Source organism: Streptomyces sp. NPDC006458 (assembly GCF_040612135.1).
In the GTDB taxonomy this organism is placed as follows: domain Bacteria; phylum Actinomycetota; class Actinomycetes; order Streptomycetales; family Streptomycetaceae; genus Streptomyces.
The window spans coordinates 1-13,809 of sequence record NZ_JBEXPR010000052.1 but is presented as its reverse complement, the minus strand read 5'-3'; the positions used below and the strand labels follow the sequence as shown (position 1 = coordinate 13,809).

General features: G+C 73.4%; 13 protein-coding genes and 1 rRNA gene. 3 read left to right on the top strand and 11 right to left on the bottom strand.

Annotated elements, in window-relative coordinates; translation table 11 throughout:
- Positions 1-23: 23 nt before the first annotated feature.
- The 5 genes from ABZZ79_RS37785 to ABZZ79_RS37765 form a co-directional block, all read right to left on the bottom strand.
- Positions 24-1,154 (bottom strand): glycosyltransferase family 4 protein, encoded by a 1,131-nt coding sequence (locus ABZZ79_RS37785; protein ID WP_356696884.1) that lies wholly within the window; start codon positions 1,152-1,154, stop codon positions 24-26.
- 423 nt (positions 1,155-1,577) lie between these two features.
- Positions 1,578-3,299: a DNA repair protein RecN gene (gene recN, locus ABZZ79_RS37780; RefSeq protein ID WP_356696908.1), complete on the bottom strand. Its 1,722-nt coding sequence runs from the start codon at positions 3,297-3,299 to the stop codon at positions 1,578-1,580.
- Between the two features lie 115 nt (positions 3,300-3,414).
- Positions 3,415-4,320 carry an NAD kinase gene (locus ABZZ79_RS37775; RefSeq protein WP_356696882.1) on the bottom strand — a complete coding sequence of 302 codons (906 nt, stop codon included), beginning with the start codon at positions 4,318-4,320 and terminating at the stop codon, positions 3,415-3,417.
- On the bottom strand, positions 4,317-5,132 hold the full coding sequence (locus tag ABZZ79_RS37770) for a TlyA family RNA methyltransferase (protein WP_356696880.1): 816 nt from the start codon (positions 5,130-5,132) through the stop codon (positions 4,317-4,319). The genes ABZZ79_RS37775 and ABZZ79_RS37770 overlap by 4 nt, the downstream gene beginning before the upstream one ends.
- Before the next feature lie 7 nt (positions 5,133-5,139).
- Positions 5,140-5,454: a hypothetical protein gene (locus ABZZ79_RS37765; RefSeq protein ID WP_356696878.1), complete on the bottom strand. Its 315-nt coding sequence runs from the start codon at positions 5,452-5,454 to the stop codon at positions 5,140-5,142.
- Between the two features lie 42 nt (positions 5,455-5,496).
- On the opposite strand from ABZZ79_RS37765, the gene ABZZ79_RS37760 reads away from it, so the two are divergent.
- Positions 5,497-5,844 carry a sterol-binding protein gene (locus ABZZ79_RS37760; RefSeq protein WP_356696876.1) on the top strand — a complete coding sequence of 116 codons (348 nt, stop codon included), beginning with the start codon at positions 5,497-5,499 and terminating at the stop codon, positions 5,842-5,844.
- Between the two features lie 55 nt (positions 5,845-5,899).
- Here the strand turns inward: ABZZ79_RS37760 and ABZZ79_RS37755 are convergent, their stop codons facing one another.
- The 4 genes from ABZZ79_RS37755 to ABZZ79_RS37740 all read right to left on the bottom strand — a co-directional run bounded on the left by ABZZ79_RS37755 (position 5,900) and on the right by ABZZ79_RS37740 (position 10,029).
- Positions 5,900-6,772: an ABC transporter ATP-binding protein gene (locus ABZZ79_RS37755; protein WP_356696874.1), complete on the bottom strand. Its 873-nt coding sequence runs from the start codon at positions 6,770-6,772 to the stop codon at positions 5,900-5,902.
- Positions 6,769-7,830, bottom strand: coding sequence for an iron chelate uptake ABC transporter family permease subunit (locus tag ABZZ79_RS37750; protein WP_356696872.1), 1,062 nt, complete (start codon positions 7,828-7,830; stop codon positions 6,769-6,771). Before ABZZ79_RS37750 ends, ABZZ79_RS37755 begins: the two co-directional genes overlap by 4 nt.
- Positions 7,827-8,870: an iron chelate uptake ABC transporter family permease subunit gene (locus ABZZ79_RS37745; protein ID WP_356696870.1), complete on the bottom strand. Its 1,044-nt coding sequence runs from the start codon at positions 8,868-8,870 to the stop codon at positions 7,827-7,829. The genes ABZZ79_RS37750 and ABZZ79_RS37745 overlap by 4 nt, the downstream gene beginning before the upstream one ends.
- A gap of 130 nt (positions 8,871-9,000) precedes the next feature.
- On the bottom strand, positions 9,001-10,029 hold the full coding sequence (locus ABZZ79_RS37740; protein ID WP_356696868.1) for an HAD hydrolase-like protein: 1,029 nt from the start codon (positions 10,027-10,029) through the stop codon (positions 9,001-9,003).
- Positions 10,030-10,103: 74 nt separating this feature from the next.
- Between ABZZ79_RS37740 and ABZZ79_RS37735 the strand changes: the two genes are divergently transcribed.
- The gene (locus tag ABZZ79_RS37735) at positions 10,104-11,387 is read left to right on the top strand and encodes a DUF1015 domain-containing protein (protein ID WP_356696866.1); all 1,284 of its coding nucleotides are present in this window, start codon (positions 10,104-10,106) and stop codon (positions 11,385-11,387) included.
- Between the two features lie 99 nt (positions 11,388-11,486).
- Here the strand turns inward: ABZZ79_RS37735 and ABZZ79_RS37730 are convergent, their stop codons facing one another.
- On the bottom strand, positions 11,487-12,278 hold the full coding sequence (locus tag ABZZ79_RS37730) for a hypothetical protein (RefSeq protein WP_356696864.1): 792 nt from the start codon (positions 12,276-12,278) through the stop codon (positions 11,487-11,489).
- 141 nt (positions 12,279-12,419) lie between these two features.
- On the opposite strand from ABZZ79_RS37730, the gene ABZZ79_RS37725 reads away from it, so the two are divergent.
- Complete coding sequence (locus ABZZ79_RS37725) at positions 12,420-13,631, top strand: hypothetical protein (RefSeq protein WP_356696862.1); 1,212 nt, start codon at positions 12,420-12,422, stop codon at positions 13,629-13,631.
- Positions 13,632-13,718: 87 nt separating this feature from the next.
- Here the strand turns inward: ABZZ79_RS37725 and rrf are convergent.
- A 5S ribosomal RNA gene (rrf, locus tag ABZZ79_RS37720) occupies positions 13,719-13,809 on the bottom strand; the annotation flags it as partial.

Genomic DNA, 13,809 nt, shown 5'->3' with positions numbered 1-13,809 from the left:
TTTCAGGTCCGACCCGAAGGGTTTCAGATCAGCGGACGGGCCTGCGTCAACTCGTCGTACACGCTGAGCACTTGCGCGACCGTCTCGTCCTCCGTCGGCCAGGTCGCCGCCTGCCGTACGCCACGCTCCCGCAGCAGTTCTCGGCGTTCGGGGTCGGCGAGCAGCTCGGTGACGACACGGGCGAGGGCGTCGGAGTCGCCGTAGGGCACGAGTTCGGCGGCGTCGCCGACGAGGTCGGGGACGCCGCCGACGGCCGTCGCCACGAGCGGCACGCGCGCGTGCAGGGCCTCCTGGGCGAGCACCGAACGCGACTCCCAACTGCTCGGCAGGAGCGCGATGTCCGCGGCCGCCAGCAGATCGCCCACGTCCTCCCGGCGGCCCAGCAGCCGCACCGGCAGCTCCTCGTCCTCGATCCGGCGCTGGAGCACCGGCCGCAACGGGCCCTCACCGGCGATCGCCACCAGCGGGACCGGCTCCAGCTCCCGCCACGCCCGGGCGGCGTCGAGCAGCACCCGGTAACCGCGCCGGCGTTCCAGCGCACCGACCGCGAGCAGCAACGGGCGGCCCGTCGCACCGAGTTCGGCCCGCAGCTTGGGCCGGTGGGACTCGTCGCGCTCGACCGCCGCCAGTGGCCCCGGCAGCGCGGACGCGGCCAGGCGGGCGTCCCTGGCGCCGGTGGAGCGGGCCCGGTCCACGAGGTCGGAGGTGGTGCCCAGCACCACGGAGGCGGACTTGACGACCCGGCGCTCCAGCATCCGCAGAAAGTGGGCGCGCGCCCCTTCGGCATGCGTCCGCCCGTGCCAGGTCACCACCAGCGGGGTGCGCCGCCCGCTCAGCGCGAGCACGGCCCGGAACGAGGCGTGCAGCCCGTGGGCGTGCACCAGGTCGGCATCCGCGCACGCCGCCCGCAGCGCCGCCACGGACGTCGGGTCGCTGCTGCGCGGCACATGCACATGCTCGGCGCCCGCCCCGGTGAAGTCATAGGTGTGAGCGACCTCGACGGGGGCGCACACCGTCACCCGCACGCCCCGCGCGACGAGCCCGGAGGCCAGCGAACGCACATGCGCGCTGCTGCGGACGTTGCCACCGCCCAGCACCTGCACGGTGCGCAGCGGCGACTGTCCGGGCGCTGAGTGGCTGCTCACGTGGCTCACGTGGCCGGGGCTCCTGGTTCGAGGACGTACACACGGCCAAGGATGCCAGGGCGCACGGGTGTTCCGGGCACGGCGACGTCAGGAAGCCGAGCGGGGGCAGCCCAGAGGCTCACCCATACGGGTGAATTCAGGGAGCCCGCGGAGCGGGCGGAGCGGGCGGAGCGGGCGGAGCGGGCGGAGCGGGCGGAGCGGGCGGAGCGGGCGGAGCGGGCGGGGTCAGGAAACCGCGGAGCGGTTCAGGGGGAAGGCGGGGCTCAGCGGTTCAGGGGGGCCGTTCAAGGCTGAGGTGGGCGGGAACCCGCCGCGGAGCGGCGAAGAGAGACCGCGGAGCGGGCGGAAAAACGGAGGCCGCGGAGCGGGCGGGGATCGAGGGAGGCCGCGGAGCGGGCGGGGATCCGAGGGGGCGTGGAGCGGGCCGAAGGCCTATCCCGCATCACCCCGCGCCGCCGCCAGCAACTCCTCGGCATGTGCCCGAGCCGTGACGGAGTCCTCCTGCCCCGCGAGCATCCGCGACAGCTCCCGGACCCGCTCCTCGCCCTCCAGGACCTTGACCCCGGACCGCGTCACGGACCCGTCGTTCGTCTTCTCCACCAGCAGCTGCCGGTCGGCGAACGCGGCCACCTGAGGAAGGTGCGTCACGACGACCACCTGAGCGCTCCGGGCCAGCTTCGCCAGCCGCCGCCCGATCTCCACCGCGGCCTTGCCACCGACACCCGCGTCGACCTCGTCGAAGAGATATGTCGGCACCGGGTCGGTCCCTGCGAAGACGACCTCCACGGCCAGCATCACGCGGGACAGCTCACCACCGGAGGCCCCCTTGGCGATCGGCCGCGGCGGCGCCCCCGGGTGCGGGGCGAGCAGCAGCTCCACCTCGTCCGCGCCGGACGGCCCGTACGCGACGGCCCGCCCGCCGACCTCGACGCCTTCGGGGTCCTCGGTCTGCCGGATCGCGAAGGACACGCGCGCGTGCGGCATCGCCAGCGAGGCCAGCTCCTGTGTCACGGCGGCCGCGAACCGCTCGGCGGCCTCCCCGCGGGCGTCCGTCAACGCCTGCGCCAGCCCGCCCAGTTCGGCGCGCAGTCCGTCCCGCTCGGCGGTCAGCTCCCCGATCCGCTCGTCGTCGCCGTCCAGCTCGGTCAGCCGCGCGGCACCCCGCTCCGCCCAGGCCAGCACGCCCGCGACGTCCTCGCCGTACTTGCGGGTCAGCGCCGTCAGCGCCGCCCGCCGTTCCTCGACCGCGGCCAGTCTCAGCGGGTCTGCGTCCAGGTCGTCGGCGTACCCGGCCAGCTCCCCGGCCACGTCGCCCAGCAGAATCCCGATCTCCCCGATCCGGTCGGCGAGCGCGGCCAGCGCGGGGTCGTGCGACCGTACGGCCTCCAGGGCCCGGTGCGCGCCCGCCACCAGTGTGGCCGCGTCGATGCCCTCCGGGTCCTCGGGGTTGCCCGCGAGCGCCCTGTGCGCGGCCGTCGCGGCGGACGCCAGCGCCTCGGCGTGGCCCAGCCGCTCGGCCTCCTCCGCCAGCTCGGTGTCCTCGCCGACCCGCGGCTCGACGCCGGCGACCTCGTCGAGCCCGTAGCGCAGCATGTCGGCCTCCTGGGCCCGCTCACGCGCGCGCGTGGTGATCTCCTCCAGCTCCACGGACACGGCCTTCAGCCGCCGGTAGGCCTCGGCGTACTTGGCCAGCGGTACGGCCACGCCGTCCCCGGCGTACCGGTCGAGCGCCTGCCGCTGCCGGGACAGCTTCAGCAGCCCCTGCTGGTCGGTCTGGCCGTGCACGGCCACCAGTTCGTCCGCGAGCTCGGCGAGGAGCCCCACGGGCACGCTGCGCCCGCCCAGGTGGGCCCGTGACCTGCCCTCGGCCGAGACGGTACGGCTGATCAGCAGCGCCCCGTCGTCCAGCTCGGCCCCGGCCTCCTCGGCCCGTACGGCCGCCGTCGCGTCCGCGGCGAGCGTGATCCGCCCCTCCACGACCGCCTTCTCGGCGCCGATCCGCACCAGCGCCGGATCGGCGCGCCCGCCCAGCAGCAGCCCGAGGCTCGTGACCACCATGGTCTTGCCCGCGCCCGTCTCGCCGGTGACGGCGGTGAACCCGGGCGACAGCTCGACAACCGCGTCGTCGATGACGCCGAGCGACCGTATCCGCATCTCTTCCAGCACGGAGAAGACCTTACGAGGTCGGGCGCGGGGATTGCGAGGTGCCCTTGTCACCCGGGCGGGGGAAGCGACCCGCCCGGATGCTCAGGGCCCTGTCCGACAGGCTCTAGTGCGGTGCTCCCCGCCACCCTGAGACGGGCAGCGCGAACTTCGCCACGAGCCGGTCGGTGAACGAGGCGTGGTGCAGCCGGGCGAGCCGTACCGGCACCGCTCCGCGCCGCACCTCCACCCGGGCCCCGGCGGGCAGCTCGACGGTCCGCCGTCCGTCGCACCACAGCACACCCGGCGGGATGTGCGGCAGCACCTCCACCGCGAGCACGGAGTCCGGCGAGGTCACCAGGGGCTTGGCGAACAGCGCGTGGGCGGAGATCGGCACCATCAGCAGCGCCTCCACCTCCGGCCACACCACGGGTCCCCCGGCGGAGAAGGCGTACGCGGTCGACCCGGTCGGGGTGGACAGCACGATCCCGTCGCAGCCGAACCCGGTGACGGGCCGCCCGTCGATCTCCAGGACGACCTCGAGCAGCTTCTCGGCGCCCGCCTTCTGCACGGCCGCCTCGTTGAGCGCCCAGTCGGTGTGCACGATGTCCCCGTTGCTGTGCACGACGACGTCGACGGTCATCCGCTCCTCGACCTCGTAGGACTTCGTGACCACCCGGTCGACGACCTTGTCGAGGTCGTCGCGCTCGGCCTCGGCCAGGAAGCCCACCCGCCCGAGGTTCACGCCCAGCATGGGCACCCCGGAGGCGCGGGCGAACTCCGCCCCGCGCAGCAGCGTCCCGTCCCCGCCGAGCACGATCAGCAGCTCGCAGTCGTCGAGGCACTGCGGTGTCGCCTCCTTGACCAGCTGCACCTCGTCCGGCAGCGGCAGGTCGGCCGCCTCGTACTCCAGGACACGCACCCCGATGCCGGACCGCAGCAGGCCCTTCACCACGAGCTCGGCGCTGCGAATGGCTGCCGGCCGCCCGGTGTGGGCCAGCAGGAAAACAGTACGAGCTCGGTTCGGTGTCAACGCGGCCCCTCCGCCACTGCACGGTCAACGTCGGCCGGGTCCAGCGCGGGGGCACCTGCCCGCAGCCACAGAAAGTACTCGACATTCCCGGAAGGCCCGGGCAGCGGACTGGCGGTGACACCTCGCACCCCGAGCCCCAGCTCCCACGCCTTCCCGGCCACACCCCGTACGGCCTCCGCCCGCAGTTGCGGACTCCGTACGACACCCCCGCTGCCCAGCCGTTCCTTGCCCACCTCGAACTGCGGCTTGACCATCATCACCAGATCGGCGTCCGGCCGCACGCACCGCGCCAGGGCGGGCAGCACCAGCCCGAGCGGGATGAACGAAAGATCCCCCACGACCAGATCCACAGGTTCCCCATCGATCGCCTCAAGTGTCAACTCGCGTACGTTCGTACGGTCCTTGACGGTGACGCGTTCATCGCTCTGGAGAGACCACGCGAGCTGCCCGTAGCCGACGTCGACGGCGACGACGTGCGCGGCACCCGCGCGCAGCAGCACATCGGTGAAGCCGCCGGTCGACGCGCCGGCGTCGAGCGCCCGGCGCCCCTGCACCGCGAGCCCGAGCGGCACGAACGCCTCCAGCGCCCCGGCGAGCTTGTGCCCGCCCCGGGAGACGTACTCGGGATCGCTGTCGTCGGTCACGACCACGATCGCCGCGGCGGTCTCCACCTGGGTGGCGGACTTGGTCGCGACGGTCTTGCCGACGGTCACCCGTCCTGCGGCGATCAGCTGGCCGGCGTGCTCGCGCGAGCGCGCGAGCTTCCGGCGGACCAGCTCCGCGTCGAGACGGCGGCGTGCGACTCCTGCCACGTTCGGTTCAGCTCCTGCTCTGGTACGGCATCGAGGACGACGGGGGCGCCGGGGGTCCCGGGCGGGCGTCGAGCGCGGTGAGCGCGTCGCGCAGCTCCCGGTGTACATCCTCGTACACCTCAAGATGTCCGTCCGTGGCGAGGTGGTCCGCATCGGCGAGCCGCTCGAGCCACGCGTCGACCTCGGCGTCGCCGGTGGGGGTGCGCGGGACGTCGAGGGGTGCCGGGGCCGAGGGGTCCTCCTCGGGCCCGGGGGCGTCCTCCTGGCGGAGGCCTGGCTCGGACTCCTCGGCGAGGTCCGGCTCGGGGGCTGCGTCGTTCATGCCCCGACGCTACCCCGAACCCCTGCGGTACCGTCGGTCCCGATGGCCACGATCGACGCGTGCCGTGCCGCGCTGGAGAAGCTCTCGGACAACATGCAGCACGCCGAGGGCGACGTCCGCGCGGCAGCCGCCCTGGACCGCTCGGTGAGCTGTCACATCACCGATCTGGACGTCACCTTCGTGGGCCGGATGTCGGACGGCCGCATCCACGTGCACGACACGCTCCCGGGCCCGCCCCCGGACCGGGCCCAGATCAGGCTCGCCCTGGCGGGCGACGACCTGGTGGCCCTGGTCGGCGGCGGGCTGCACTTCGCCAGGGCCTGGGGCTCGGGGCGGGTGAAGCTGGAGGCGAGTCTGATGGACCTGTTCCGGCTCAGGAAACTTCTGTAGGAGTTCCGGAAGTCGCCCCTGCCGAGGGGCCTCCGGCTGCGGAAGCCGCGACCGTTCAGGACGCGTCCGTGACTCCCGCCCGCGCCTCCGCCCGTGCCGCTCGCGCGGCCGGAACCACCAGTGGGGTGCCCGTCTCCGGGTCGTCGATGACCTGGCAGCGCAGGTTGAAGACCTCCTCCACCAGGCCGGCCGTGACGACCTCGTTGGGCGCGCCCTGCGCGATGACCTCGCCGCCCTTGAGGGCGATCAGGTGCGTGGCGTACCGGGCGGCGTGGTTGAGGTCGTGCAGGACGGCCACGAGCGTGCGGCCCTGGGTCTCGTGCAGCTCGGCGCACAGGTCCAGCACGTCGATCTGGTGCTGGATGTCGAGGTAGGTGGTCGGTTCGTCGAGCAGCAGCAGCGGCGTCTGCTGGGCGAGCGCCATCGCGATCCACACGCGCTGGCGCTGACCGCCGGACAGCTCGTCGACGTACCGGTCGGCCAGCTCGGCGACGCCCGTCTGGGCCATGGACTCGACGACCACCCGCTCGTCGTCGGCCGACCACTGGCGCAGGATGCCCTGGTGCGGGTAGCGGCCGCGGCCCACCAGGTCGGCGACCGTGATCCCGTCCGGGGCGACCGAGGACTGCGGCAGCAGCCCGAGGGTGCGGGCGACCTTCTTCGCCGGCATGGACTGGATGACCTGCCCGTCCAGCAGCACCCGGCCCTGACTGGGCTTGAGCATCCGCGACAGCGCGCGCAGCAGCGTCGACTTGCCGCAGGCGTTCGGCCCGACGATCACCGTGAAGGAGTTGTCGGGGATCTCCACCGAAAGCTGCTCGGCGATGACCCGCTGGTCGTAGGCGAGGGTGACGTTCTCGGCGGACAGACGGTTCACGGTGCTCCTCGAAGTGTTCTGGTACGCGGCTGCGCGCGTGTCCGTCGTCATATCCGGCCCGCCCGCCGCTCGGTGACCAGCAGCCACAGCAGGTAGACCCCGCCGACCACTCCGGTCACCACACCCACGGGAAGCTGGTCGGCGCCGAACAGCCGCTGCGACACCCAGTCGGCGGTGACCAGCAGGGTGGCGCCCATGCACAGGGACGCCAGCAGGTTCGGGCCGGGCGAACGGGTCAGGCGCCGGGCGAGCTGCGGCGCGGTGAGCGCGACGAAGCTGATCGGCCCGGCGGCGGCGGTGGCGGAAGCGGTGAGCAGCACGGCCGCCACCATCAGCACCAGCCGGACCCGCTCGACGCGCACGCCGAGCGCGCCTGAGACGTCGTCGCCCATCTCCATCATCCGCAGCCCGCGCGCGTTGGCGAGGACGAGCGGGACCAGCACGACGCACAGCCACAGCAGCGGCCACACCTGCTCCCAGCCCCGGCCGCTGAGCGATCCGGTCATCCAGACGACCGCGCGGGAGGCGTCGACGAGGTCGGCCTTGGTGAGCAGATAGCCGTTGACGGCGGTGGCGATGGCCGACACACCGATGCCGACCAGTACGAGCCGGTAGCCGTGCACGCCCCGCTTCCAGGCGAGCAGATAGATGGCCAGGCCGGTCACCAGGCCGCCGACGAGCGCGCCGGCCGCGACCTGGCCCGCGCTGCCGGACATCAGCACGATGACGGTCAGCGCGCCGGCCGTGGCGCCCTGTCCGAGGCCAAGCACGTCGGGGCTGCCCAGCGGGTTGCGCGAGACGGCCTGGAACAGCGCGCCGCCCAGGCCCAGCGAGGCGCCGACCAGCAACCCGACCAGGACACGCGGCAGTCGCAGCTCGTTGACGATGAACTCCTGGCCCGCGTCGCCGTTCCCGGCCAGGGTCCTGACCACGTCCCCGGCGGCGATGGGGAAGTCTCCGGTGCCGATCAGCAGCACGCTCGCGGTGAGCGCGGCCGCCAGCAGGACGACGACCACGAGGAACGCGCGGGGGTCGACACGGACGGACAGCCCGCCGGGGGTACGCAGCGCACGGGTGGCCCGGCGCGGGTTCTTCACTGCGGTGCTCACAGCTGGGCCGTCCTCCGCCGTCGTACGAGAAAGATGAAGACCGGGCCGCCGATGATCGCGGTGACGATGCCGACCTGGAGCTCCGCGGGCCGGGCCACGATCCGGCCGATGACGTCGGCGCCGAGCAGCAGCACGGGCGACAGGACCGTCGCGTACGGCAGGATCCAGCGCAGGTCGGGCCCGGTGAAGGAGCGCACGACGTGCGGCACCATCAGGCCGACCAACACGATCGGGCCGCAGGCGGCGGTCGCCGCCCCGCACAGCACGGTCGCGGCCAGCATGGACAGCGCCCGGGTGCGGCCCAGATGGGCGCCCAGCGCCCTCGCCGTGTCGTCGCCCATCGCCATCGCGTTCAGCGGGCGGGCGAGGGACAGGGCGAGCAGCGTGCCGACCGCCAGGAAGGGCAGGACCTGGGTGATGGTCTCGTCGGTCGCCGAGTTCAGCGAACCGACCGTCCAGAAGCGCATCTTGCCGAGCGCCGCCTCGTCCATGATCATCACGGCCTGGAGATAGCCGTAGAGCGCGGCGCTGAGCGCGGTCCCGGCGAGCGCGAGCCGTACGGGCGTGGCACCGCGGCTGCCGCCGAGGAACCAGACCAGCGCCCCCACCGCCGCGGCCCCGAGGAAGGCGAACCACACATAGCCGCTCAGGCTCGTCACCCCGAAGAAGGTGATCGCGGTGACCACCGCGGCGGACGCTCCGGCGTTGATGCCGAGCAGGCCCGGGTCGGCCAGCGGGTTGCGGGTGAGCGCCTGGAGGACGGCTCCCGACAGGCCCAGCGCGGCCCCGGCGAGGAGTCCGAGCAGCGTCCGCGACAGCCGCTCGTCCACGACGACGTCGCCGTAGGTCCCGCTGTCCTGGAACAGGCCGTGCCAGACCTGGTCCAGGGACAGTTCCTTGGCCCCGATCGCGATGCTCGCCATGGCGACGAGCGAAAGGATCAGGACAGAGACGAGAAGCCCGGCCGCGCGTGTCGCACGGCGCTTCGGGGGCGCGGGGGCGGTTTCCGCGCGCTGTTCGGGGGGACTGTCGACCAACACGGAGGTTAGGTTAGCCTACCCTCGCATTTTGAACGATGGTCGGTCACCACCTTCCGTACCAGCTGAGGACCCCTCAGGCCTCGGCAGCCACCCGCCGAACACCTCCACGCCGGGATCCCCTGAGAGCCCCTCAGAGCCCCAGCCGCGCCAGCACCTTCTCCGCGTCCAGCTCGCAGGAGCCCTCCCCGGCCGCCGTCCACGCCACCGCGCACAGCGCCCGCAGCCCGTCCAGAGCCTCCCCGTCACCGTCGAGTTCCAGCCTCCCGTCACCCGCCGTCGCCGTCCAGCCCCCGCACCGGAAACCCTCCCCGGCCGCGACGACCTCCGGCTGCCCGGTGAGCAACCCGCGCAGATCCGCGTCGACATACGTCGGCCGGTGCCGCGGCGGCGCCGCCAGCAGTTGCGCCCCGTCGGTCACACCGGTCAGCACCAGCAGCGAATCGACCTCCCCGTTGAACGCGCCCTCGATGTCCGTGTCCAGCCGGTCCCCCACCACCAGCGGCCGCCGGGCACCCGTCCGCAGGATCGTCTCCCGGTGCATGGGAGGCAGCGGCTTGCCCGCCACCTGCGGCTCGGCCCCGGTCGCGATCCGCACCACCTGCACCGCCGCCCCGTTGCCCGGCGCGATGCCCCGCCCGCTCGGAATCGTCAGATCGGTGTTCGACGCGAACCACGGCACCCCGCGCGCCACCGCGTACGAGGCCTCGGCGAACCGCCCCCAGGCCAGCTCCGGCCCGCCGTACCCCTGCACCACCGCCGCGGGATCGTCGTCGGCGCTCTCCACAGGCTCCAGCCCCCGCTCCCGCAGCGCCACCCGCAGCCCCTCGCCGCCGATCACCAGCACCCGCGCACCCGCCGGCACCTGCTCACTGATCAGCCGCGCGACCGCCTGCGCCGAGGTGATGACGTCCGCCGCACCCGTCGGTATCCCCAACTCGGTCAGATGCTCCGCCACGGCGTCCGGGGTGCGCAGCGCGTTGTTCGTGACGTACGCCAGATGCATCCCGCCCTCCCGGGCGGTCGCCAGCGACTCGACGGCGTGCACGATGGCGCTCCCGCCCGCGTACACCACCCCGTCCAGGTCGAGCAGCGCCGTGTCGTACGCCGCGCTCAGGGCCTTCACACTGCCCTCGGGCCTCGTCCTGACGCCCTGGCTCATTCCGCATCGCTCCTCGTTCATTCGGCCTTTCCCCCGATCATCGCGCATGCCACCGACACACGTACGATGCCTTGATGAACACTGCGGGTCACTCGGAAGCAACGGCGCCCCGAGGCCTGGAACTCACCCCGTTCCGAGGCCTGCGCTACGACCCCGACCGGGTCGGCAGCCTCGCCGCCGTCACCTCCCCGCCGTACGACGTCGTCGTACGCCCCGACGGAGTGCACCACCTCCAAGACGCGGACCCGCACAACATCGTCCGGCTGATCCTCCCCCAGGCCGGCACCGTCGGCGCCCGCACCGAACAGGCGGCCGACACCCTGCGCCGCTGGCTCGCCGAGGGTGTCCTGACCGCCGACCCCGAGCCCGCCCTGTACGTGTACGAGCAGCGCCACTCCGACGGCATGCTCCAGCGCGGCCTCATCGGCACCCTGCGCGTCTCCGACCCCGCCGAGGGCATCGTCCTGCCCCACGAGGACGTGATGCCGCACGTGGTCGCCGACCGCGCCGCCCTGATGCGGGCCACCTCCGCGAACCTCGAACCCCTGCTGCTGACCTACCACGGCAACGGCTCCGCCGCCGAGGTCGTCGAACGCACCGCCCAGCGGCCCCCGCTGCTCGCCACCATCACCGAGGACGGCTACCACCACCGCCTGTGGTCGGTCACCGACCCGGACGACCTGGCCCACGTGCAGGCCGACCTGGCCCACCACCAGGCCCTCATCGCCGACGGCCACCACCGCTGGGCCACCTACCGCCGGCTGCGCGCCGAGCACCCCTCTCCCAGCCCCTGGGACCTCGGTCTGGTCCTCCTGGTCGACACCGCCCGCTACCCCCTGAGGGTCCGGGCCATCCACCGCCTCCTGCACGGCCTGCCGGTCGCCGACGCCCTCGCCGCGGTCCGGGACCACTTCCGCGTCCGGCCCCTCGACGTGCCCCTGCCGGACGCCCTGGAGGCGCTCGCGGACGCGGCCTGCGAGAGCAACGCCTTCCTCCTGGCCGGCGACGGCGCCTTCCATCTCATCGACCGGCCCGACCCGGACCTGCTGGCCCGCACCGTCCCCGCCGACCGCCCCGCCGCCTGGCGCACCCTGGACGCGACCGTCCTGCACGCCACGCTCCTCGACCACATCTGGCGCATCCCCGAGGACGACCCGGCCCGCATCGCCTACATCCACGACACGGCGGCCACCGTCCGCAAGGCCGAACGCCACGGCAGTACGGCCGTCCTGATGCACCCCGTCCGCGAGGCCGTGGTCCGCGACCTCGCCCGCCTGGGCGTCACCATGCCCCGCAAGTCGACGTCCTTCGGCCCCAAACCGGCCTCCGGCCTCGTGCTGCGCGCCCTAGACATCTGAGGACGGACCCACAAGCGCAGACGCACGAGGGCGGACACGCAAAAGGGCGGGACCCCGCTCGGGGGCCCCGCCCTTTGTCATACGGCCGTGAGGTCGAGGTCAGCGATCGTCGCCGACCTCGTCGTCGTCCTCGTCGTCCTCGTCATCCTCAACATCCTCGACGTCCTCTTCGCGCTCATCGTCCTGGTCGGCCTGGTCGGCCTCGACGGCGTCGCCCTGGACCTCCACGACGACCTCGCCCTCGGCGGCCTCGTTCTCGTCGAGAGCGTCGACGAACTCGACACCGTCCAGCTCCGCCAGGCGGTCGGAGGCGTCCGTGCTGCCGTCCCGGTCGGCCTCCACGGCCTTCGCGAACCACTCCCTCGCCTCGCCCTCACGACCGGCCGCCAGCAGGGCGTCGGCGTAGGCGTACCGCAGCCGCGCGGTCCACGGCTGCACGGCGTTCGAGGCCAGCTCGGGGCTCTGCAGCGTGACGATGGCCGCGTCGAGCTGGTCCATGTCACGCCGGGCGCCGGCGGCGACCAGCCGCATCTCGACCTGTCCGGTCTTGTCGAGCTTGTTCACCTCGGGCGCACCGGCCATGTCCACCGCCTTCTCCGGCCGGCCCAGCCCGCGCTCGCAGTCCGCCATGACGGGCCACAGCTCCACGGTGCCGGTCATCCGCCGCGCGGCCCGGAACTCGGCCAGCGCCTCGGAGTACTTCTGGTTCGCGTATGCCGCGAACCCGGCCGCCTCACGCACCGCGGCGACGCGCGAAGCAAGCCGCAGGGCCACCTTGGAGTAGCCGTACGCGCCCTCGGGGTCCTCGTCGATGAGGCGCGCGACCATCACCAGGTTCTTGGCGACGTCCTCGGCGAGTGTCTTGGGCAGGCTCTGGAGCTCCTGCCGCACGTCCTGGTCGATCTCGTCGCCCGTGACGTCCTCGGGGATCGGCAGCCGCTTGATCGGCTCACGGTCGCGCTCGCGCTCCTCACGGAACCGGCCGCCACCGCGTCGGTCGTCGCCGGCACGCCGGTCGTCCCCGCCGCGCCCGTGGAACCCACCGCGGTCGCCACCGGGCCGCCCACCACGGTCGTCCCGACGGAAGCCGCCACGGTCGTCCCGACGGAAGCCGCCACGGCCCCCGCGGTCGCCGCCGCGGTCGCCCCGGTCACCGCCGCGGTCGTCACGCCGACCGCCGTAGCCACCACCGCGGTTGTCGTCACGCCGGAACCCACCACGGTCGCCGCCGCGGTCACCGTCACGACGGTCGTCACGGCGGTAGGCCGGACGGTCACCACGGTCACCACGGTCGTCGCGCCGGTCGTCACGGCGGTCGTCACGCCGGAAGCCACCACGGTCGTCGTCACGGCGGAAGGCGGGACGGTCACCACGGTCGTCGCGGCGGAACGAGGGGCGGTCGCCACCGGGCCGCCCACCACGGTCGTCACGCCGGAAGCCACCACGGTCGTCGTCACGGCGGAAGGCCGGACGGTCGCCACGGTCGCCGCCGCGGTCGTCACGCCGACCGCCGTAGCCACCACCGCGGTTGTCGTCGCGGCGGAACCCACCACGGTCGTCACGACGGTCACCGCCGCGGTCGTCACGCCGACCGCCGTACCCACCACCGCGGTTGTCGTCGCGGCGGAACCCACCACGGTCGCCGCCGCGGTCGTCACGGCGGTCGCCGCCGCGGTCGTCGTCACGGCGGTAGGCCGGACGGTCACCTCGGTCACCGCGGTCGTCACGCCGGAAGCCCCGGTCACGGTCGTCGCGACGCGGTCCACGATCGCGGTCGTCACGCTGGTACGACGGACGGAACCCGCCGCGATCGCCGCCGCGATCGCCGCCGCGGTCGCCCCGGTCGCCGCCGCGGTCGTCACGCCGACCGCCGTAGCCACCACCGCGGTTGTCGTCACGACGGAACCCACCACGGTCGCCGCCGCGGTCGTCACGACGGTCACCGCCACGATCGTCACGACGGTCGTCACGGCGGAAGCCGCCACGGTCACCACGGTCACCGCGGTCGTCGCGGCGGCCGTGACCGCCCCGGTCGTCGTCACGGCGGAACGCGGGACGGTCGCCACGGTCGTCACGACGGAAGCCACCGCGGTCACCACCACGGTCACCGCGATCGTCGCGGCGGTCGCCGCGGCCACCGCGGTTGTCGTCGCGGCGGAACCCGCCGCGGGCTCCACGGTCACCACTGTCCCGTCGCTGGTTGCGCTCCGGTCGGTCGTCGGGAGAGTTGGTGGACATGGGTGACTCCTGTCTTCGGTACCGCAAGCATTGTAAAAACAAAAGGACCCCTGGTCCCAGCTGAACGCTGGGACCAGGGGTCCTCCAAAGATTGTTCGGCGGCGTCCTACTCTCCCACAGGGTCCCCCCTGCAGTACCATCGGCGCTGTAAGGCTTAGCTTCCGGGTTCGGAATGTAACCGGGC